The sequence below is a fragment of the Streptomyces collinus Tu 365 genome, assembly GCF_000444875.1.
Taxonomy (GTDB): Bacteria; Actinomycetota; Actinomycetes; order Streptomycetales; family Streptomycetaceae; genus Streptomyces; species Streptomyces collinus_A.
In genome coordinates, this window is sequence record NC_021985.1 from 1,871,470 (window position 1) to 1,890,385 (window position 18,916).

Sequence of the window (18,916 nt, forward strand, 5' to 3'; positions counted from 1 at the left end):
GGCACCCGCAGCCGGTGGCGCGATCCGGTGCGGGCCGGCGCGCACGGGGTGCGCGTGGCGCGATCGGCCCGCCGCGGTGCCGGGCGACGTCGTTCGTATGGACGCGACGTGACGGGAGTGGAAAGCTCGAAGGACCGCGGGCGTCGCCGGAGCCGCCAGTGCACGCGGTGCCGCGTGTCCGCGCCCACAGTGACCTCACCGTCCACGGGAGGCAGGATCATGGGCGACAAGGCGCAATCACACCCCGGGGCCGCCGGCAGGGCTCTGACGGCCGACCACCCCGCGTCCGTACGGAATGTGGTGCTGGTCGGCCACTCCGGTTCGGGCAAGACGACCTTGGTGGAGGCTCTCGCGCTGACCGCGGGGGCCGTGAACCGGGCGGGCCGCGTGGAGGACGGCGGCACCGTCTCCGACTACGACGACATCGAGCACCGGCAGCAACGCTCCGTACAGCTCTCCCTGGTGCCGGTGGGCTGGGACGACATCAAGATCAACCTCCTCGACACCCCCGGGTACGCCGACTTCGTCGGGGAGCTGAGGGCCGGTCTGCGCGCGGCGGACGCGGCCCTCTTCGTCGTCTCCGCCGCGGACGGCGTGGACGGCTCCACCCGCATGGTCTGGGAGGAGTGCCAGGCCGTCGGCATGCCCCGCGCGATCGTCGTCACGCACCTGGAGGCCGCGCGCGCGGACTTCGAGGAGATGACCCGGGTGTGCGCCGAGGCCTTCGGCGCCGACGACCCCGACGCCGTGCTCCCGCTGTACCTGCCGCTGCGCGGCCCGGAGGGCCCCGACGGGCACGCGCCCGTGACCGGCCTCGTCGGGCTGCTCACGCAGAAGGTCTTCGACTACTCGGCCGGGGAGCGCAAGGAGTCCGAACCCGGCGAGGACCAGCTCCCGGACATCGAGGACGCCCGCAACCGGCTGATCGAGGGGATCATCGCCGAGAGCGAGGACGAGACCCTCATGGACCGCTACCTGGGCGGTGAGCGGATCGAGCTCAAGACGCTGATCGACGACCTGGAGCGGGCCGTCGCGCGCGGCACCTTCTTCCCCGTCCTCGCGGCGGCCCCCGCCGCCGACGGCGGCCGGCAGGGCCTCGGCACCGTCGAACTGCTGGAACTGATCACCGGCGGCTTCCCGACCCCGTTCGAGCACCCCATGCCCGGGGTCACCACGATCGACGGCAGGCCGCGCGAGCTGAAGGGCTGCGACACGCAGGGCCCGCTGGTCGCCGAGGTCGTGAAGACCTCCTCCGACCCGTACGTCGGCCGCGTCTCCCTGGTCCGCGTCTTCTCCGGCAGCCTGCGCCCCGACGAGACGGTGCACGTCTCCGGGCACGGCATGGCCGACCGCGGCCACGAGGACCACGACGTCGACGAGAAGATCGGCGCCCTGTCCATGTCCTTCGGCAAGCAGCAGCGCCCGGTCACCCACGCGGTCGCCGGCGACCTGGTGTGCGTGGCCAAGCTCGGCCGCGCGGAGACCGGGGACACGCTCTCGGCCAAGGACGACCCGCTCCTGATGGAGCCCTGGCAGATGCCCGACCCGCTGCTGCCGCTCGCCATCCAGGCACACAGCAAGGCGGACGAGGACAAGCTCTCGCAAGGGCTGTCCCGGCTGGTCGCCGAGGATCCGACGATGCGCCTGGAGCAGAACCAGGACACCCACCAAGTGGTCCTGTGGTGCCTGGGCGAGGCCCACGCGGACGTCGCCCTGGAGCGGCTGCGCAGCCGCTACGGCGTCCAGGTCGACGTGGTGCCGCACAAGGTGTCGCTGCGGGAGACGTTCGCGACGAAGGCCGCCGGGCGCGGCCGGCACGTGAAGCAGTCCGGCGGCCACGGGCAGTACGCCATCTGCGAGATCGAGGTGGAGCCGCTGCCGGGCGGCTCGGGCATCGAGTTCGTCGACAAGGTGGTCGGCGGTGCGGTGCCGCGCCAGTTCATCCCGTCGGTGGAGAAGGGCGTACGCGCGCAGGCGGCCAAGGGGGTGGCCGCCGGCTATCCGCTGGTGGACGTGCGGATCACGCTGCTCGACGGCAAGGCGCACTCGGTGGACTCCTCCGACGCGGCCTTCCAGACGGCGGGCGCGCTGGCGCTGCGCGAGGCCGCGGCCGAGACGCGGATCCATCTGCTGGAGCCGGTGGCCGAGGTGACGGTGCTGGTACCGGACGACTACGTGGGCCCGGTCATGAGCGACCTGTCGAGCAGGCGCGGCCGGGTGGTCGGCACCGAACAGGTGGGCGCCGGGCGGACCCTGGTCCGGGCCGAGGTGCCCGAGTTCGAGATCGGCCGCTACGCGATCGACCTGCGCTCCCTGTCGCACGGCACCGCGCGCTTCGACCGCGCCTACGCCCGGCACGAACCGATGCCGCCGCAGATCGCCGAACGGATCCGCGAGCAGGCGGGCGAGTCCTAGGCCGGGGGCACGGGAGAGACGGGGTTCACCACCCGGTGCGCCCCGTGCGCCGGCGGGCGGCTTCGGCCGTCCGCCGACGCGGTGTCAGTTGCTGCGGATACGCTGATCACCTGATCACGTGGTGCCGAAACCGTGCCGTCCCGGTGCGTCGACGGTACGACGGACCGGGCGACAGGTGTGCGGAGCGGAGAAGTCGGGAAGTCCGCAGGAGCGACACCGGCGGCGATGGGGGCGGGAATGTCGGTTGGAACGGAGTGGGACGGACCGCAGGTGCCCGTGTCCGGCGACGAGGGACAGGCGGCGACCTTCGCGCTGGCCTCGGCGGCCTACCGGGACAACGTGGTCGAGGACATCAAGAAGACCGACAACGACTGGCACCAGACCACGGTCAAGGCCGGCCGCTGGAAGCTGGTCCGGCCGAATCTCGGTGAGGCTTTCTCCCGCGCCGTCGTGGACCGCATGCTCGGGCCCGGCCGCAAGCCGCTGATCCAGTCCTTCGGCGCCGAGCCCCAGGTAGTCGTGGAGCACTGCCTGGCGGCGAACAACATCCGCCGTGAGCGCGACAACCGGCTGTCCACCGTGGTGGCGCTGTGCGGACTGATCTTCCTGCCGGGGTTCCTCGTCTGGCTGCTCGTCTTCCAGCTGCGCACCTTCGTCGCCCGGCGTGAGGACAAGCGGGCCGGGGCGATCGCCACCACCCTGCTCACCGGTGTCGGCATACTCGCCGCCCTGTTCCTGCTGAAGATGCCGTTCAGCGGATTCTGGGGGTGGTACGCACGCGGATGCGTCGTCGTCCCGGTGCTCGGCTGGTTCTGGGCGAAGCGGATCTGCGAGCGGACGGCGAACGACCTGCGGGCCCGCTGGGACGGACTGCTCTCGGGCAGCAGCGTCGGCGCCAAGGTCCCCGAGGCGGTGCCGCGCGGCCCCGGCGAGACCGCCGCCGAGCAGCTGCGCCAGTCGCTGGCCCGGCTGAGCGCCGAGCAGCAGTCGAACTCGGTCTTCTACGCCGGGCCCAAGGGCATACTCGGCATGGGCACCCGCTGGGGCGCCTGGCAGCTCGCCGAGGACCTGGTGCCCGCCGACCCCGCCCGGGAGATCCACCCCTTCCGCAGCTGGGACGTCGTCCGCGCGATCCACGACCAGCTCCGCATGCTGGAGCGGGGCCCGCTGAACACCGGCGGTTTCCCGCGGCCCTCGATACGGCACTGGATCGTCACGCCGATCGGTGAGAAGGCGACGGCGGTCGCCCGCCCGGGGGGCACGGACGTCGACGCGTTCCAGATCAAGCAGCACGCGATACAGGAGATCTGCAACAAGCAGCAGTTCGGCAGCGGCGACCGGCACTACCTCGGCGTGCAGTGGACCCTGTGGGACGGGCAGCTGGTCATCACCATGCTGATCACGGTGACCGTGCTGCACGAGACGCTGCGCATCGAGGTGACCGGACACGCCCTGGGACCGGTGAACCCGCTGTTCACCTCCAAGCCGGAGGCCCCGGCCAAGGAGGTCTCCAAGTCCTTCAAGCCCTGGGAGACCCGGACGGTGAAGCTGCCGCTGGTCACCGCCGACGAGGTCGTACGGCTCGCCGCGCGCGCCCCGCTGGGCTGGTACCCGCCGCTGCAGAAGTGGCTCGGCGGCTCACTCGTGCTGCCGGAGCCGTTCGGTCTGCGGCACGCCTGGGCCGACCAGCCCTGGCGGCACCGCTTCATGGCCGACGACGCCCTGCGCGCGGCCACGCCGGTGCTGCGCGTGGTGCACTCGGCCGCGCTGCGGGTCCTGGAGGAGAACGGCGTGAACATCGAGAAGTTCGGCAACCGCTCGTCCGTCCTCAGCGGCCTGGTCCAGGACGCCTCGCCGCGGAAGGCCGACCTGTACGACGCGTGAGCCCGCGGTCGGTCGGTCACGGGACCGGGGCCGGGGGCGGCCGCCCCCCGGCCCCGTGAAGAAGGAAGGTCAGGCGGTCGGCCAGGCTTCCGCCAGCATCTTCCTGGTGTCGGCCAGGAGCTGCGGCAGGACGCGTGTGTGCCCGACCACCGGCATGAAGTTGGTGTCGCCTCCCCAGCGGGGGACGATGTGCTGGTGCAGGTGGGCCGCGATGCCGGCGCCGGCCACCGCGCCCTGGTTCATGCCGATGTTGAACCCCTGCGCGCCGGAGGCGGTGCGCAGGGCCGTCATCGCCTGCTTGGTCAGCTCGGCCAGTTCGGCGGTCTCCGGCCCGGTCAGCTCGGTGTAGTCGGCGACGTGCCGGTAGGGCACCGTCATCAGGTGGCCGCCGTTGTACGGGTAGAGGTTGAGGACGGCGTACACGTGCTCGCCGCGGCGGACGATCAGCCCGTCCTCGTCGGACTTGGCCGGGATCGAGCAGAAGGGGCAGCCGTCGCCGGACCCCGGCCCGGTCGGCTTGTTCTCGCCCTGGATGTAGGCCATCCGGTGGGGAGTCCACAGGCGCTGGAACGCGTCCTGCGTCCCCACTCCGATCTGCTGTTCCGGCTCACTCGTCATGCAAGGCAGCATATGGCTTCGCCCGTTCGCGGCGTGTCGCCGGGGCGGCGCGACGGCGGCGACCGGCCAAGCTTGGCCGGTGGACGACGACAGCCCCGCGGCCCGTTGGGAGCAGCGCACCGAGATCCCCCTGTTCGTGGCGTCACTGGCCTTCACCGCCGTCTATGCGATCCGGGTGCTCGCCGTGGGTCTGCCGTCGAACGTGCAGGACCTCTGCTGGGCCGTGATGGGCACCCTGTGGCTGGTGTTCGTGGTGGACTACCTGGTGCGCTGGCGGCTCAGCGGGCTGCGCTTCCTGCGCTTCGTCACCACGCACGTGCTGCACTCGGTCGTGGTCGTGCTGCCGCTGCTGCGACCGCTGAGGATCGTCCCGCTCTACGAGGTGGTCCAGCGCCGGCAGGGAGAGCCGAGGCTGTCGCTGTACGCCCGGGTGATGTCCTACACCAGCATCTCGACCCTGCTGCTCGGCTTCTCCGGCGCGCTCGCGGTCTTCCAGCAGGAGCGCGGGGCGCCCGGCGCGACCATCCTGACGTTCGGCGACGCCGTGTGGTGGGCCGCCGCGACCCTGAGCACCGTGGGCTACGGGGACGTCGTCCCGGTGACCGCGGGCGGCCGGGCGATCGCGATCGGCATGATGGCCTGCGGCCTGGGGCTGCTCGGCGCGGTGACGGGTTCGTTCTCGTCCTGGCTGATGCAGGTCTTCACGCGCGAGGGCGACGAAAGGCCCCCGAGGAGATGATCCCCGGGGGCCTCGCGCGCACGGCGGGTCAGATCTGCGCCCGCTCCTCCACGACCTTCGCGATCTTGGCGATGGCCTCGTCGAACGGGATGCCGTTCTCCTGCGAGCCGTCGCGGTAGCGGAAGGACACCGAGTTGTTCGACATGTCCTCGTCGCCCGCGATGACCATGAAGGGCACCTTCTGCTTCTGGGCGTTGCGGATCTTCTTCTGCATACGGTCCGACGAGGAGTCCACCTCGACGCGCAGCCCCTTCCTGCGGGCCGCCGCGGCGAACTTCTCCAGGTACTCCACGTGCCCGTCGCCGATCGGGATGCCGAGCGCCTGGACCGGGGCCAGCCACGCCGGGAACGCGCCCGCGTAGTGCTCGAGGAGCACGGCGAAGAACCGCTCGATGGAGCCGAACAGCGCGCGGTGGATCATGACCGGGCGCTGCTTGGAGCCGTCGGGGCCGGTGTACTCGAGGTCGAACCGCTCGGGCAGGTTGAAGTCGAGCTGGATGGTCGACATCTGCCAGGTACGCCCGATCGCGTCCTTGGTCTGGACGGAGATCTTCGGGCCGTAGAAGGCGGCGCCGCCCGGGTCCGGGACCAGGGGCAGGCCCTGCTTCTCGGCGACCTGGCGCAGGGTCTCGGTCGCCTCCTCCCAGACCTCGTCGGAGCCGACGAACTTCTCCGGGTCCTTGGTGGACAGCTCCAGGTAGAAGTCGGTCAGGCCGTAGTCGCGCAGCAGGCCGAGGACGAAGGTGAGCGTCTTGTCCAGCTCCTCGGACATCTGCTCACGGGTGCAGTAGATGTGCGCGTCGTCCTGGGTGAAGCCGCGGGCCCGGGTCAGGCCGTGCACGACACCCGACTTCTCGTACCGGTACACGGTCCCGAACTCGAAGAGGCGCAGCGGCAGTTCACGGTACGAGCGACCGCGCGCGTCGAAGATCAGGTTGTGCATCGGGCAGTTCATGGGCTTGAGGTAGTAGTCCACGCCCTCGTCGAGCTGCATGGGCGGGTACATGCCGTCGGCGTACCAGTCCAGGTGACCCGAGGTCTCGAAGAGCTTCCCCTTGGTCGCGTGCGGGGTGTAGACGAACTCGTAGCCCTCCTCCTCGTGCCGGCGGCGCGAGTAGTCCTCCATCACGCGGCGGACGATGCCGCCCTTGGGGTGGAAGACGGCGAGGCCGGAGCCGATCTGCTCGGGGATCGAGAAGAGGTCCAGCTCGGAGCCGAGCTTGCGGTGGTCGCGCTTCTCGGCCTCGGCGAGGAAGTCGAGGTACGCCTTCAGCTCGTCCTTGGACGGCCACGCGGTGCCGTAGATGCGCTGGAGCATGGGGTTCTTCTCGCTGCCGCGCCAGTAGGCGGCCGCGTTGCGCATCAGCTTGAACGCCGGGATGAGGCGGGTCGAGGGCAGGTGCGGACCGCGGCAGAGGTCCTTCCAGCACAGCTCGCCGGTCTTGGCGTCCAGGTTGTCGTAGATCGTCAGCTCGCCGGCGCCGACCTCGACGTCCGCGCCGTCGTCGTGGGACGCGGAGCCCTTGAGGCCGATCAGCTCCAGCTTGTACGGCTCGTCGGCCAGCTCCTCGCGGGCGGCCTCGTCGGTGACCACGCGGCGGGCGAACTTCTGCCCGCGCTTCTGGATCTCCTGCATCTTCTTCTCGATGGCCTTGAGGTCATCGGGGTGGAAGGGCTTCTCGACGTCGAAGTCGTAGTAGAAGCCGTCCTTGACGGGCGGGCCGATGCCCAGCTTGGCCTCGGGGAACAGCTCCTGCACGGCCTGCGCCATGACGTGCGCGGTGGAGTGGCGGAGGATGCCGAGACCGTCCTCGGAGGAGATCTCGACGCCCTCGACCTCGTCGCCGTCGGACAGCTCGTGGCTGAGGTCCCGCAGCTCACCGGCCACGCGCGCGGCGATGATCGAGCGCTCGCCGGCGAAGAGGTCGGCGGCCGTAGTGCCCGTCGTCACCACGCGTTCTTCCCGCTCGGAATCGCGTTGGATGATCACACGGACGTCTGACACCGGTCTCTCCTGACTGAAGGTGGGTGCGGCGCCATACCAGGAGCGCGCGCACAGGCGATCGTACCGACCCGACCGCTCGGACCGCGAAACGGTTACGCCCGGTCCCCGTCCCCGTACGCGTCCGCATCCCCCTCGCCGCACGCCTCCTCGAACCAGCCGGGGCTCTCCTGGAGGGACTTCATCAGCCGGTCCCGCTCGGCGTCGTCCACCTCCACGGGGACGACCCCGCGGGCGCCGGTGAGCCTGCGGAAGCCGCCCCGGCGCTCCAGCAGGCCCTGGACCCGCACGGGGAGGCCGACGAGGTGGGCGTGCCCGGCGACGCGGTAGTCCTCCTCGTCGAGGGTGACGCGCAGGTGCGGGACCTCGGCCCCGGCGAGCACCCGGAGCCGTACGGTGCCGGCGCCGCGCGGCCCTGAGCGGCGCAGGCGGACCACGGCGCCGGTGATCCGCACCGGCACGGAGGGCTCGCCCCGCAGGTAGCGCAGCCCGGCGGCGTGCAGCGCGGGCAGGTCGCCGGGTGAGAACTCGACGGGTTCGGCGGTGGTGGCACAGCCGTCGGGCACGCCGGGACCCGGTGCCCAGGCGACGGCGACGCGCGCGCCCTCGGTACCGCGGACGAGCGCGGTCAGCGCCTCGGTCAGCTCGCGGCTGACGCCCGCGGCCACGGCGCCGTCGAAGGCGTCCATGCCGCCGGTGGCCCGCTGGTAGTCGATGGCCTCGCGGGTCGCGTACAGGGCCTGGTGGAGGCGGACGGCGAGCGCGCGGCCGGTGGGCACCGGCACGAACGCGGTGAGCCGGCGGCCTTCGGCGGCGGGACTCACGAGGACGTGCTCCAGGAGCGCGGCGGCGGGCCCGCGGTGCCGGGCGCCGTGGTAGCCGGTCCGGGCGCGGGTGGCGAGCGCGGCGGCGAGCAGCATGCCACGGGCCGCGGTGCGCAGATGCTCGTCGGCCGTCCAGGCGGCGGCGCCCGCGGGGCCGTCGGGCACGTCCCGCCACCAGCGGATCTCGTCGCTGGGCACGGTGAGGGAGATCAGCACTTCGCGGGCGGCGGGGGTGGCGCTGCGGGCGAGGGCGTCGAGGGCCTCGCCGAGCAGGTCGTCGCTGTCGGGGAAGGCCCGGCTCTCGGGCACCAGCAGGCTGGTGGCGCCGACGCCGGGTCCCGGCGGGGTCCAGCGGCCGTAGCGGCCGGGCGCTCCGCCGCGCCGCTGCCAGCCGTGCCGGTGCAGCAGGGCGCCGAGCACGGCGGGGTCGACGTCGGCGGGCTCGGGCGGCCGGTGCCAGGCGAGGTCGTCGGGGTGCGGCCGGACCTGGCGGCCGGGCTCGTCGTACGGACGGATCATGGTCTGCCTCCCGTCCCGACCCGCGTCATGATCTCGCACAGCGCCCGGTCGTCGAAGACCCGCGCGGTCGGTATCCGCACGGTGGTCCGGTGCCGGCCGGTGACCGGGTGGCCGGCCAGGTTGACCCAGTAGCAGCAGTGCCTGAGGTCCAGCCGGTCGTGGCCGGCGCGCAGCCAGTCGTCCTGGGAGCGCGGGACGAGCATGACGACCAGGATCTTGTGCACCGTGACGGGTGTGCGGGCGAGTTTGCGCAGGTGGTCGTTGTCCAGCGTGAAGGAGAAGAAGGGGCCCGGCGGGTTCGGCGCGATCTGGTAGGTGCACTTGAGCTGCACCTTGATGGTGACCTCGTCGTCGACGGTGTGCGCGGGCGCGCTGTGGCTGACGTGCCAGTCGATGCCGTTGTCCGGGAAGGGCTGGGACAGCGAGCAGCCCGCGGCCGCGGCGACCGCGTGCAGATAGCCGACCTGCAGTGTCTCCATGCAGGCGGTGGTGGCGAGTGTGCCGCGAAGGGGGCCCGTGCGTTCGGGCAGCAGCCCGCCCCGCTCGGGCTGCAGAGTGGCCATGACCAACAGCCTTCCGAGCCATGAGTTTCCCCGTAGCGGGCCGCTGAACTGCAAAGACCCGTACTCCTGTTGTCTCCGTCCGGCGTACGGCGCAAACGGCCCGGGTATCACCAAACAGGCAGAAGACGGAACGTCACCTGCCTTGGGTGAACGAGGAGTTGTGTGGGGATGACGACCTGGTACGAGGGGCCGCTGGCGGCCTTCGACACGGAGACGACGGGCGTGGACGTCGAGACCGACCGGATCGTGTCGGCCGCCGTCGTCGTCCAGGACGCGCCGGGCACCCGGCCGCGGATCACGCGCTGGCTGGTGAATCCGGGCGTGGCGGTGCCTGAGGCGGCGACGGCGGTGCACGGACTGACGGACGAGCACCTGCAGCACCACGGGCGCTGGCCGGCGCCGGTGATGTACGAGATAGCCGAGCAGCTCGCCGAGCACGCGGCGATGGGGCGCCCGCTGGTGGTGATGAACGCGCCCTTCGACATGACGCTGCTGGACCGGGAGTTGCGCCGGCACCGGGCCTCGTCGCTGGACCGCTGGTTCGAGCGGGCGCCGCTGCGGGTGCTGGACCCGCGGGTCCTGGACAAGCATCTGGACCGCTACCGCAAGGGCCGGCGCACACTGACCGACCTGTGCGCGCACTACGGCGTGACGCTGGAGGGCGCGCACGACGCGGCGGCGGACGCGCTGGCCGCCATGGAGGTCGTCCGGGCGCTGGGCCGGCGGTTCGCGACCCGTCTGGAGCGGCTGTCCCCCGCCGAGTTGCACACGCTCCAGGCGAACTGGCACGCGGCGCAGGCGCGGGGGCTGCAGGCGTGGTTCGCGCGCAGCGGCTCGGAGGAGATCGTCAGCACGGAGTGGCCGCTGCGGCCGGAGCTGCCCGCGGCGGCGTGAGGGCCGTGCGCCGGACACGGAGAAGCGGAAGAGCCGGTCCGCGTGCTGCGGACCGGCTCTGTCCCGGTGGGCGATACTGGGTTCGAACCAGTGACCTCTTCGGTGTGAACGAAGCGCTCTCCCACTGAGCTAATCGCCCGGGAACGCACTGAACAATACAGGTCCCGGCGCCCTTCGTTCAAACCGCTCGCAGGTGCCGCAGCAGTCCGCGCCGTCCGGCCCGCATCATCAGCCGGTGGTTGGCGCGGAAGACGGGCCGTCCCGGTACGGCCAGCAGCCGGAGCAGCGGCTTGCGTACGTCGACCTCCTGGTCGTAGCGGGCGAGTGTGCCGGGGCCCTCGGCGGTGACCGTCCAGCGCGCCCAGCCCTCGATGTCCCCGGACAGGCCGACCGCCAGGACGCCGGCGGCCGGGTCGCGGCGGGTGGTGCGGGCGGTGAGGGTCATGGCGTACGGCAGTGCGGAGCGGATGGTGAGCACTCCGGTCTCGTCGTCCAGCCGCGTCACCGTGCGCACCTGCGGCCACCAGGCGGGGTAGTCCTCGGGCCGCTCCAGCGCCGCGTAGACCGCGGCGGGCGGGGCGGGCAGGGGCCACCGGCTGTGGAAGCGGTAGTGGTTCCAGTCCATGGGCCGAGTGTGCCCGGCCGCACCGGGGCGGGCCCGGGGTCCCCTGAGTACGGGTACTCATGCGGCCCGCCGTGCGGCGGGGCACACTGCGGGGGCGAGCGCCGCCGCCCGTGCGACGGCGCTCGCCCCACCAGGAATTCCCGCTTGTCGTACTTCCGAGGGAATGTGACGGCCTATTGGAAAACGTCCGGGGAATTCGCCGGCCGCCCTGATCCGGAACATCTCCGCACACTTCTTCCCGACGGGCACGAGGGCCCGGTCGATCTTCCCGGCCCGCGCCTCGGCACTCCCGCCGGAGGTAACGGACCGTCACCTTCATCCTCCGGCGATCAAGGTCGCGTCCGCCCGGACACGACGACGGCCCATCCGCTGTGGCGGATGGGCCGTCGGTCCGGGTGGGCGATACTGGGTTCGAACCAGTGACCTCTTCGGTGTGAACGAAGCGCTCTCCCACTGAGCTAATCGCCCGGGCGCAGGAAGAACATTACCCCATGTCAGGGGGTGCCCCCGACCATGGGCCGCACCGGGGCCGGGCGCCGGATCACTGGTCCTTGATCTTCCACGGCATCACGACGCCGAACTTCCACAGGTAGACCGCGACGAGCGCGGCGACGATCACGAGGCCGACCACGGTAAGGGCGATGTTGCGGCGCCGCACCTCGGGGTCGAGCGCCCGCTGGGCCGCCTCGGTCACCTTGCGCTTGGTCCAGCGCAGCACGAGCTGGGCCCAGACGAACTCGGTCGCCCAGATCGCCATGCCGCCGAAGATCACGACCCAGCCGGGTCCGGGCAGCGGCAGCATCACGATGCCGGCCCCGACGACCGCCAGGCCGACCACGAAGACGCCGACCTGCCAGCTGAGGTGCAGGGCCCGGCGGGCCTTGACGTACTCGGGCGCGCGGGAGCCCAGCCCCTGCCCGGAATCCGTCGCGGCCGGCCCCGACTCGTCACTCCCCGTATTCATGCAGACAAACCCTACCGGAGTGAATCAGGCCACCGGAATGGGTGTAGACCTCGTCCGAGTTCTCGGCCGGAAGAGTTACGTAAACACACGCAAAACCCTCAGAGGGGTTTACAACGGCACCGTAGGTGGCATGTCGATTTCGCCGACGTGCGAATCCCCGAGCGCACACTGAGCGAAAGGCCCTGGCGCTTATGAACACCACGGTCAGCTGCGAGCTGCACCTGCGCCTCGTTGTGTCGAGCGAGTCCTCCCTGCCTGTCCCCGCAGGCCTGCGGTACGACACGGCCGACCCCTACGCCGTGCACGCCACCTTCCACACCGGAGCCGAGGAGACCGTCGAGTGGGTGTTCGCCCGCGACCTCCTCGCCGAGGGGCTTCACCGGCCCACCGGCACCGGCGACGTCCGCGTCTGGCCATCCCGCAGTCATGGCCAGGGCGTCGTGTGCATCGCCTTGAGCTCCCCGGAGGGGGAAGCACTGCTCGAGGCCCCTGCGCGGGCTCTGGAGTCCTTCCTGAAGCGGACGGACGCCGCCGTGCCCCCCGGCACGGAGCACCGTCACTTCGATCTTGATCAGGAGCTCTCACACATCCTGGCGGAGAGTTAGGCCGCGGCACCACTGAGCCGCCCGGCGCCGTCCACTCGGGGAGACGGCTCGGGCCAAGACAACCGCATAGGCACGGGCAAGCGCCGTCACCGTGGGTGTCCACGAGACGGCGCCGGCCTGTTGCGCGACCGGCCCGGGCGGCGGCCGGGCCCCGGGAACCCGCGGGGCCACGGAGGCGTTGTACCGGCGATCGTCGATGAACGGAACCAGGTGCGGTGGGCGCGGTTGTCGCTACCATCGGCCAGCATCGGCGGGCGCCCGCCCGACCCCCAGGCCAGGGAGCGAAACGTGCTGATCACCCACGACACCCGGTGCGCGCTGGACACCGTGGTGGATCTGGTGAACACCGCGCCGGAGGACGACGCCGCGGCGGACGGACTGCCGGACGTCGCGGCTCTCGCCGATTTCGTGCGAAGCCACGAGATCAGCGACGTCGGCGTGCTGTCGGAGTTCGACCTGTCCGCGGTGCGCAAGGTCCGGGGCAGGTTCGCCGGGATCTTCGCCGCCACGGAGGCCCGCGCCGCCGCCGGGATGATCAACGAGCTGGTCGCCGCGGCGGGCACCACCCCCCGGCTCACGAACCACGACGGCTACGACTGGCACGTGCACTACTTCGCGCCGGGCGCCTCCGTGGCCGACCACCTCGCCGCCGACTGCGGGATGGCGCTGGCCTTCTTCGTGGTGGCCGGGGAGGAGGAGCGGCTGCGGCGCTGCGAGGCACCGGACTGCCGGCGCGCCTTCGTCGACCTATCCCGCAACCGCTCACGCCGCTACTGCGACAGCCGTACCTGCGGGAACCGGCTGCACGTGGCCGCCTACCGGGCGCGGCGCAAGGAAGCCGCGGGCTGATCCACGGGCGGCGCGCGGGGCGACGCCGGTCCCGGCGGGTGGCGCCGGGACGGACGTGTACGTCTCACAGCAACAGCAGATCGTGCAGCGCAGCCATGAGGATCAGACACCCGATCACCGCCAGGAAGATCATCAGCGGTGGCTGGGAAAGGGCGAAGAGGCACCCGCGCGGCTCGTCCTTGGGCGGCGCGGCCTCGCTCTGTGACGTGTCCAGCATCTCGCGGCCGATGATGGACCAGGCGGCACCCCGTTGGCGATCACCACGCTCACTGAGTGCCGGTCTTCACCGATTCCGCGCCCGCCGGGTCACCTTGCTTCCGGTTGTGACCGGTTCCAGGTCATATGCCGTGCTTCTTGAGGATGGCCTCGATGTCGCTGAAGTCGTCGGCCGAGCCGCTGGAGCGCGGCGGGCCTGCCGGCCGGGCCGCCGGGCCCGCCCCCGCGCCGAGCGAGGGCGCCGAGGCGGTCGGGGCCACCGCTTCGGTGCGGCCGCCGCGGGCCGCCCTGCGCTCGGCCCGGGTGCCGCCGCGGCGGCGCTCCACGGCGCGGGTGCCCGCGAACAGCAGCCAGGCCACACCCAGCAGGCCGAAGCCGGCCCAGGCGGTGGGACTGAAGGCGGTGTCCGAGAGCCAGCCGACCACTCCGGTCATGACCAGGCCGATCGGCACGAGCGCGTACGCGGCGATCCGCGCGGCCGACAGGAAACGCTTGCGGTAGGCCGCGACCACCGCGATGCCCAGGCCCGCCGCGGAGGCGGCGGAGCAGACGGTCTCGGCAATCATCCGGTCCTCCAGGCGGGCTCGGTCGGCGGGGACGCGAGCGCACGTCAGGGTGCGCTTCGTCCCTTCCATCCTGCACCGCCCGGTCCGCCCGGTGCCATGCCCGGGACCGAGATCAGGGAGATCTCCGGGTCGCCTCCTCCCGGGGTGCCGGTCCCGATTGGGTCGGCCGCCTCCGGCCTGGGAGACTGGGCCGCATGAGCGACTCCTCCCCCGCCGGCGCCGAGGCCCCCGTCCTCGACGTCTGGTGCGAACTCCAGTGCCCCGACTGCCGCAGCGCCCTGGACGACGTCCGCGCCCTGCGCGCCCGTTACGGCGACCGGCTGGAGCTGCGGCTGCGCCACTTCCCGCTGGAGAAGCACAAGCACGCCTTCGCCGCCGCCCAGGCCGCCGAGGAGGCCCTGGAGCAGGGCAGGGGCTGGGAGTACGTGGAGGCGGTGCTGGAGCGGGTCGCCGAGCTGGACCGCGGCGGCGAGGCCCTGCTGGTCGAGGTCGCCCGTGAACTGGGCCTGGACGCCGAGGAGTTCGACACCGCGCTGATCGACGGCCGGCACATCCTGATCGTCGACGCGGACCAGGCCGAGGGCAAGGCGCTCGGCGTGACCGGCACGCCGACCTACGTCATCGGCGGCGAGCGCCTGGACGGCGGCAAGAGCCAGGAGGGACTGCGCGAGCGCATCGAGGAGATCGCCGACCGCCTGCTGGCCGCGGGCTCCTGACCCGGACGCCCGCGGCAGCGCGCCCGGGCGTCGCGTCGTCCGCCCGCAGGGCGTGGGGCACACGGGACGTCGCGGACGCGGCCTAGAGCAGCGGCTTGGTGAAGGTGCGGTCCGTCGTGTCGTAGCCGAGCGACTCGTACAGCCGCTCCGCCGGGGTGTTGCCCGCGAACACGTTCAGCCCGAGCACGGGCCGGCCGGCCTCGATCGCCTGGCGCTCCGCCAGCAGCATGAGCGTCCGGCCGTGGCCCCGGCCGCGGTGGGCCCGGTCGGCCTCGACGTCGAAGACGAACGCCTTGTCCTCCTTCAGGGCCAGCCACAGGGTGCCCACCCGCGTCCCTTCGTGCTCCAGGACGCTGATCAGCGTGTTCGCGGTGCCGGCTCCGTCCGGCAGCAGTGTCTCCTGGTCCCTCCGGGCCTTGGACCGGGCCGCGGCCTCGGGCACGCCGAGGGCGATCCACTGCTGCGCGTACTCCTCGAACCCGTACTCCTGCCAGGCGTCGTACTCGGCCGGGTCCATCGGCCGGGCGCGGCTGCCCGGGGGCAGCGCGGGCGGGGTGGTGCCGAGGCGCTTCTCCATGCCGCGGTTGCGCGGCCGGTAGCCGAGGGCGGTGACGAGCCGCAGCGCGCCCTCGGCCCCGGCGGGCACCACCGCCTCGACGGAGGTGCAGCCCCAGCCCCGGGCCACCTCCTCGGCCGCGAGCGCGGCCACCGTGCCCCGGCCGCGCCGCTGGTCGGGCTCCGCTATCCGCAGATGCTCGACACGGGCCACGGAGGGGCCGAGGGAGGGCGAGGTGCACAGGTGGATCTCGCCGACGGGGCGGCTGTTCACGCACACGTGGTAGTGGCGCGAACGGCCGCCGTCCGTCTGCTGCTGGAGCGGCTCGGTCGGCCGCAGGGTCGTCGTCATCACGGGAGTTCTACCCGCTCGCGGGCCTCCGGTCAGCCGGATTTCCCGCGGCCGTCCGGGGGTCCGGGCCGCAGGTCCGGATCACGGGTCCAGGTCGTGCCCGGCCCGCTCGGCGAAGATCCGCATGACCTTGGCGGTCACCGGACCGGGCACCGCGGGCAGTTCCGCGCTGTCGATCCGGTGCACGGCCTGGACGTCCCGCAGGGTGGAGGTGAGGAAGACCTCCTCGGCCCGCTCCAGGACGTCGAGCGGCAGGTCGGTCTCCCTGGCGCCGGTCCACTCGACGGTCAGCGCGCGGGTGATGCCCGGGAGGCAGCCGGAGGAGACGGGCGGGGTGTGGATCTCGCCGTCGAGGACGACGAAGACGTTGGACCCGGTGCCCTCGCAGAGCTGCCCGACCGTGTTGCCGAACAGCGCCTCGGAGGCGCCGTGTTGGTGGGCGCGGGCGAGGGCGACGACGTTCTCGGCGTACGAGGTGGTCTTCAGGCCGGTGAGGGCGCCGCGTTCGTTGCGGGTCCAGGGGACGGTGATCACGGCGGTGGTGTCGGGCCGGCGCGCGGTCTCGCCGAGGGCGACCACCAGGGTCGGCCCGTGCTCGCCGCGGTCGGAGCCCAGCGGGCCGTGACCGCCGGTGTAGGTGATGCGCAGCCGGCCCAGGGGCATCGGGTTGGCGTCCAGGACGGCCGCGCAGGCCCGGCGGATCTCGTCGTGGTCGGGGTCGGGCAGCCCCAGGCCGTGGGCCGAGCGGGTCAGCCGCTCCAGGTGCCGGGTGAGCGCGAAGGGCTGCCCGTGGGTGGCCTTCACGGTTTCGAAGATGCCGTCGCCGACCGTCAGGCCGTGGTCGAACACGGAGACGCGGGCGGACTCGACGTCCTGCAGCCCGCCGTCCAGCCAGATCATCATGAGAGCGCCCCTTCGTCCGTGCCGGCGCCGCCCGCCGCGTCTTCCTCGTACGCCCCCGACGCTACCGCGAGCAGCCGGGACGCCTTCAGCTCGGTCTCCCGCCACTCCCCCTCGGGGTCCGAGCCCCAGGTGATGCCGGCGCCGGTGCCGAAGCGCAGGGTCGCCGCGCCCGCCTCGCGGTCGATCCAGAAGGTGCGGATGCCCACGGCCAGCTCGCCGGTGCCGCGGTCGGCGTCGATCCAGCCGATGCCGCCGCAGTAGGGACCGCGCGGGGCGGTCTCCAGGGCCTCGATGATCCCGAGGGCGCTCGGCTTGGGCGCGCCGGTGACCGAGCCGGGCGGGAAGGCCGCGCCGAGCAGGTCGGGCCAGCCGGCGCCGTCCCGCAGCTCGCCGCGCACGGCGGAGACCAGGTGGACCAGGCCGGGGTGCTTCTCGACGGCGCACAGGTCCGGCACGGTCACGCTGCCGGTGGCGCAGACGCGCCCGATGTCGTTGCGGACCAGGTCCACGATCATCACGTTCTCGGCGTAGTCCTTCTCCAGGAGGTCCGCCTCGGTGCGGCCGGTGCCCTTGATGGGGCCGGACTCGACGGTGCGGCCCTGCCGGCGCAGGAACAGCTCGGGCGAGGCGGTCGCGATCTCCACGCCGTGCCCGGGCAGCCGGATCGTGCCCGCGTACGGCGCCGGGTTGCCCCGGGCCAGCACGGCGGTCAGGGCGTCCACGTCGGCGTCGGCGGCGACCGGCGCGCTGAGCACGCGGCAGAGGTTGGCCTGGTAGACCTCGCCGGCCGCGATGTGCTCGCGGATCCGGCCGACGGCGGCGGTGTAGGCGGCGCGGTCCAGGGAGGACGTCCAGTCCCCCGCGGCGGGGCCGCGCCAGCCGCCGGGCACCGGGGCGGGCACCGGCTCGTGGCGCACCTCGGCGAAGCGGGCGCAGGTCAGCCGGCCCTCGAAGTCCGCGCAGACGGCCCAGAAGCCGGTGGAGTCCAGGGCGGCGGGATCGCCGGTGACGTCGAGCAGGCCGGTGGCCAGCCGGTCGCCGAAGCGGGCGAGCGGGGGGAGCGCGGACGGGCGCCGTGGAGGGTGGTGGAGCACGGGGTCGAGTCTAGGACGGGTGTCCGAAAGGCGGCCCGGCTACGAGCCGCCGGCGGCACCGGGGGCGTCCTCGCGCGGGCGCACCGCAGCACGCTGCGCAAACGCGTTTTTGTACTGGCCCAGGAATCCGCTAGAGTTCAACACGTCGCCGGGACGCGCAAGCGCACCGAAACGACAGGCGGACGTAGCTCAGTTGGTAGAGCGCAACCTTGCCAAGGTTGAGGTCGCGAGTTCGAGCCTCGTCGTCCGCTCGAAGGAAGAAGGGGTCTTCCCGATCCCCTACACTCCTGGTGGAGTGGCCGAGAGGCGAGGCAACGGCCTGCAAAGCCGTCTACACGGGTTCAAATCCCGTCTCCACCTCCAAGGACGATTAGCTCAGCGGGAGAGCGCTTCCCTGACACGGAAGAGGTCACTGGTTCAATCCCAGTATCGTCCACTGGATCCTCTCCGAGGATCCGAGGGTCTTCACGAAGATCCGAACCCGCGCGATTAGCTCAGCGGGAGAGCGCTTCCCTGACACGGAAGAGGTCACTGGTTCAATCCCAGTATCGCGCACTGTCTGTGGTCCACGGATCACAGCCCGCGGACGATTAGCTCAGCGGGAGAGCGCTTCCCTGACACGGAAGAGGTCACTGGTTCAATCCCAGTATCGTCCACACACCGAAGAAGCCCCCGGCCGTCCCGCACGGCCGGGGGCTTCTTCGTGCGCTCAGCTGGAGAACAGCATGTGGCCGAAGCTCTTGTGACGGTGGTGTCCGCCGTGGTGGCCCCCGTAGTGACCGCCGTGACCGCCGCCGTGGGGGGCGCCCCAGGCGGGTGCGGACGGCGCGGGGTACGCCTGCGGGGCCGGCGGGGGCGCCGGCTGCACCCACTGGGACTCCAGGCGGGTCAGGGCCTCCAGCTCGCCGTAGTCGAGGAAGATCCCCCGGCAGCCGCTGCACTGCTCGATCTGGACGCCGTTGCGGTTGTAGGTCTGCATGGGCGCGTGGCACTTCGGACACTGCATGGTCGGC

Annotated in this window: 19 protein-coding genes and 7 tRNA genes; 12 read left to right on the plus strand and 14 right to left on the minus strand. The window is 72.2% G+C overall.

The annotated features are described in order from the left end of the window. The first annotated feature begins 219 nt into the window (after positions 1–219). Together B446_RS07800 and B446_RS07805 are read left to right on the plus strand one after the other, a co-directional pair. The gene (locus B446_RS07800) at positions 220–2,415 is read left to right on the plus strand and encodes an elongation factor G-like protein EF-G2 (protein WP_043475001.1); all 2,196 of its coding nucleotides are present in this window, start codon (positions 220–222) and stop codon (positions 2,413–2,415) included. Between the two features lie 237 nt (positions 2,416–2,652). Beyond that, entirely contained in the window at positions 2,653–4,299 is a 1,647-nt protein-coding gene (locus B446_RS07805; RefSeq protein WP_043475004.1) for a membrane protein, read from the plus strand. Between the two features lie 69 nt (positions 4,300–4,368). Here the strand turns inward: B446_RS07805 and B446_RS07810 are convergent, their stop codons facing one another. Next, positions 4,369–4,929 carry an HIT family protein gene (locus tag B446_RS07810; RefSeq protein WP_043475007.1) on the minus strand — a complete coding sequence of 187 codons (561 nt, stop codon included), beginning with the start codon at positions 4,927–4,929 and terminating at the stop codon, positions 4,369–4,371. A gap of 67 nt (positions 4,930–4,996) precedes the next feature. On the opposite strand from B446_RS07810, the gene B446_RS07815 reads away from it, so the two are divergent. Next, positions 4,997–5,656 carry a potassium channel family protein gene (locus tag B446_RS07815; protein WP_020938883.1) on the plus strand — a complete coding sequence of 220 codons (660 nt, stop codon included), beginning with the start codon at positions 4,997–4,999 and terminating at the stop codon, positions 5,654–5,656. 28 nt (positions 5,657–5,684) lie between these two features. Here the strand turns inward: B446_RS07815 and thrS are convergent, their stop codons facing one another. The 3 genes from thrS to B446_RS07830 all read right to left on the minus strand — a co-directional run bounded on the left by thrS (position 5,685) and on the right by B446_RS07830 (position 9,564). Then, on the minus strand, positions 5,685–7,661 hold the full coding sequence (gene thrS, locus B446_RS07820) for a threonine--tRNA ligase (RefSeq protein ID WP_020938884.1): 1,977 nt from the start codon (positions 7,659–7,661) through the stop codon (positions 5,685–5,687). Positions 7,662–7,753: 92 nt separating this feature from the next. Beyond that, complete coding sequence (locus B446_RS07825; protein ID WP_020938885.1) at positions 7,754–9,001, minus strand: hypothetical protein; 1,248 nt, start codon at positions 8,999–9,001, stop codon at positions 7,754–7,756. Continuing rightward, on the minus strand, positions 8,998–9,564 hold the full coding sequence (locus B446_RS07830) for a DUF4365 domain-containing protein (RefSeq protein ID WP_020938886.1): 567 nt from the start codon (positions 9,562–9,564) through the stop codon (positions 8,998–9,000). The genes B446_RS07825 and B446_RS07830 overlap by 4 nt, the downstream gene beginning before the upstream one ends. 168 nt (positions 9,565–9,732) lie before the next feature. On the opposite strand from B446_RS07830, the gene B446_RS07835 reads away from it, so the two are divergent. Further along, the gene (locus B446_RS07835; protein WP_020938887.1) at positions 9,733–10,458 is read left to right on the plus strand and encodes a 3'-5' exonuclease; all 726 of its coding nucleotides are present in this window, start codon (positions 9,733–9,735) and stop codon (positions 10,456–10,458) included. A gap of 67 nt (positions 10,459–10,525) precedes the next feature. Here the strand turns inward: B446_RS07835 and B446_RS07840 are convergent. The 4 genes from B446_RS07840 to B446_RS07855 form a co-directional block, all read right to left on the minus strand. Continuing rightward, a tRNA-Val gene (locus B446_RS07840) sits at positions 10,526–10,597 on the minus strand. 39 nt (positions 10,598–10,636) lie between these two features. Further along, positions 10,637–11,083 (minus strand): SRPBCC family protein, encoded by a 447-nt coding sequence (locus B446_RS07845; RefSeq protein WP_020938888.1) that lies wholly within the window; start codon positions 11,081–11,083, stop codon positions 10,637–10,639. A 396-nt stretch (positions 11,084–11,479) separates the two neighbouring features. Further along, positions 11,480–11,551, minus strand: a tRNA-Val gene (locus B446_RS07850). A 73-nt stretch (positions 11,552–11,624) separates the two neighbouring features. Continuing rightward, the gene (locus tag B446_RS07855) at positions 11,625–12,047 is read right to left on the minus strand and encodes a TIGR02611 family protein (RefSeq protein WP_020938889.1); all 423 of its coding nucleotides are present in this window, start codon (positions 12,045–12,047) and stop codon (positions 11,625–11,627) included. 191 nt (positions 12,048–12,238) lie between these two features. Between B446_RS07855 and B446_RS07860 the strand changes: the two genes are divergently transcribed. Both B446_RS07860 and B446_RS07865 read left to right on the plus strand, forming a co-directional pair. Next, positions 12,239–12,652, plus strand: a complete 414-nt coding sequence (locus tag B446_RS07860) for an SsgA family sporulation/cell division regulator (RefSeq protein ID WP_004002642.1) — start codon at positions 12,239–12,241, stop codon at positions 12,650–12,652. 288 nt (positions 12,653–12,940) lie between these two features. Then, complete coding sequence (locus tag B446_RS07865; protein WP_020938890.1) at positions 12,941–13,501, plus strand: CGNR zinc finger domain-containing protein; 561 nt, start codon at positions 12,941–12,943, stop codon at positions 13,499–13,501. 64 nt (positions 13,502–13,565) lie between these two features. Here the strand turns inward: B446_RS07865 and B446_RS39590 are convergent, their stop codons facing one another. Continuing rightward, on the minus strand, positions 13,566–13,718 hold the full coding sequence (locus tag B446_RS39590) for a hypothetical protein (RefSeq protein ID WP_020938891.1): 153 nt from the start codon (positions 13,716–13,718) through the stop codon (positions 13,566–13,568). A gap of 121 nt (positions 13,719–13,839) precedes the next feature. After that, a complete protein-coding gene (locus tag B446_RS07870; RefSeq protein ID WP_020938892.1) occupies positions 13,840–14,283 on the minus strand; it encodes a hypothetical protein in 444 nt (147 codons plus the stop codon). A 194-nt stretch (positions 14,284–14,477) separates the two neighbouring features. On the opposite strand from B446_RS07870, the gene B446_RS07875 reads away from it, so the two are divergent. Next, positions 14,478–14,999, plus strand: a complete 522-nt coding sequence (locus B446_RS07875; RefSeq protein ID WP_020938893.1) for a DsbA family protein — start codon at positions 14,478–14,480, stop codon at positions 14,997–14,999. Positions 15,000–15,081: 82 nt separating this feature from the next. Here the strand turns inward: B446_RS07875 and B446_RS07880 are convergent, their stop codons facing one another. The 3 genes from B446_RS07880 to B446_RS07890 form a co-directional block, all read right to left on the minus strand. Then, positions 15,082–15,906 carry a GNAT family N-acetyltransferase gene (locus B446_RS07880; RefSeq protein WP_020938894.1) on the minus strand — a complete coding sequence of 275 codons (825 nt, stop codon included), beginning with the start codon at positions 15,904–15,906 and terminating at the stop codon, positions 15,082–15,084. 81 nt (positions 15,907–15,987) lie between these two features. Beyond that, the gene (locus B446_RS07885) at positions 15,988–16,809 is read right to left on the minus strand and encodes an aminotransferase class IV (protein ID WP_020938895.1); all 822 of its coding nucleotides are present in this window, start codon (positions 16,807–16,809) and stop codon (positions 15,988–15,990) included. Next, the gene (locus B446_RS07890; protein ID WP_020938896.1) at positions 16,806–17,903 is read right to left on the minus strand and encodes a chorismate-binding protein; all 1,098 of its coding nucleotides are present in this window, start codon (positions 17,901–17,903) and stop codon (positions 16,806–16,808) included. Before B446_RS07890 ends, B446_RS07885 begins: the two co-directional genes overlap by 4 nt. Before the next feature lie 178 nt (positions 17,904–18,081). Between B446_RS07890 and B446_RS07895 the strand changes: the two genes are divergently transcribed. The 5 genes from B446_RS07895 to B446_RS07915 all read left to right on the plus strand — a co-directional run bounded on the left by B446_RS07895 (position 18,082) and on the right by B446_RS07915 (position 18,559). Next, positions 18,082–18,154, plus strand: a tRNA-Gly gene (locus B446_RS07895). Positions 18,155–18,192: 38 nt separating this feature from the next. Beyond that, positions 18,193–18,266: transfer RNA gene (locus tag B446_RS07900), tRNA-Cys, on the plus strand. A gap of 1 nt (position 18,267) precedes the next feature. Continuing rightward, positions 18,268–18,339 (plus strand) — tRNA-Val (locus B446_RS07905). A 47-nt stretch (positions 18,340–18,386) separates the two neighbouring features. Next, a tRNA-Val gene (locus tag B446_RS07910) sits at positions 18,387–18,458 on the plus strand. Between the two features lie 29 nt (positions 18,459–18,487). After that, a tRNA-Val gene (locus B446_RS07915) sits at positions 18,488–18,559 on the plus strand. Between the two features lie 53 nt (positions 18,560–18,612). Here the strand turns inward: B446_RS07915 and B446_RS07920 are convergent. Then, on the minus strand, positions 18,613–18,909 hold the full coding sequence (locus tag B446_RS07920; protein ID WP_020938897.1) for a zf-TFIIB domain-containing protein: 297 nt from the start codon (positions 18,907–18,909) through the stop codon (positions 18,613–18,615). Positions 18,910–18,916: the final 7 nt, after the last annotated feature.

Bases quoted from the DNA above. Each gene is read 5' to 3' on its own strand.
- B446_RS07800 (WP_043475001.1), top strand. From the start codon at position 220: ATGGGCGACAAGGCGCAATCACACCCCGGGGCCGCCGGCAGGGCTCTG.
- B446_RS07810 (WP_043475007.1), bottom strand. From the start codon at position 4,929: ATGCTGCCTTGCATGACGAGTGAGCCGGAACAGCAGATCGGAGTGGGG.
- B446_RS07870 (WP_020938892.1), bottom strand. From the start codon at position 14,283: ATGATTGCCGAGACCGTCTGCTCCGCCGCCTCCGCGGCGGGCCTGGGC.
- B446_RS07885 (WP_020938895.1), bottom strand. From the start codon at position 16,809: ATGATGATCTGGCTGGACGGCGGGCTGCAGGACGTCGAGTCCGCCCGC.
- B446_RS39590 (WP_020938891.1), bottom strand. From the start codon at position 13,718: ATGCTGGACACGTCACAGAGCGAGGCCGCGCCGCCCAAGGACGAGCCG.
- B446_RS07860 (WP_004002642.1), top strand. From the start codon at position 12,239: ATGAACACCACGGTCAGCTGCGAGCTGCACCTGCGCCTCGTTGTGTCG.
- B446_RS07805 (WP_043475004.1), top strand. From the start codon at position 2,653: ATGTCGGTTGGAACGGAGTGGGACGGACCGCAGGTGCCCGTGTCCGGC.
- B446_RS07845 (WP_020938888.1), bottom strand. From the start codon at position 11,083: ATGGACTGGAACCACTACCGCTTCCACAGCCGGTGGCCCCTGCCCGCC.
- B446_RS07880 (WP_020938894.1), bottom strand. From the start codon at position 15,906: ATGACGACGACCCTGCGGCCGACCGAGCCGCTCCAGCAGCAGACGGAC.
- B446_RS07875 (WP_020938893.1), top strand. From the start codon at position 14,478: ATGAGCGACTCCTCCCCCGCCGGCGCCGAGGCCCCCGTCCTCGACGTC.
- B446_RS07825 (WP_020938885.1), bottom strand. From the start codon at position 9,001: ATGATCCGTCCGTACGACGAGCCCGGCCGCCAGGTCCGGCCGCACCCC.
- B446_RS07855 (WP_020938889.1), bottom strand. From the start codon at position 12,047: ATGAATACGGGGAGTGACGAGTCGGGGCCGGCCGCGACGGATTCCGGG.
- B446_RS07920 (WP_020938897.1), bottom strand. From the start codon at position 18,909: ATGCAGTGTCCGAAGTGCCACGCGCCCATGCAGACCTACAACCGCAAC.
- B446_RS07835 (WP_020938887.1), top strand. From the start codon at position 9,733: ATGACGACCTGGTACGAGGGGCCGCTGGCGGCCTTCGACACGGAGACG.
- B446_RS07830 (WP_020938886.1), bottom strand. From the start codon at position 9,564: ATGGCCACTCTGCAGCCCGAGCGGGGCGGGCTGCTGCCCGAACGCACG.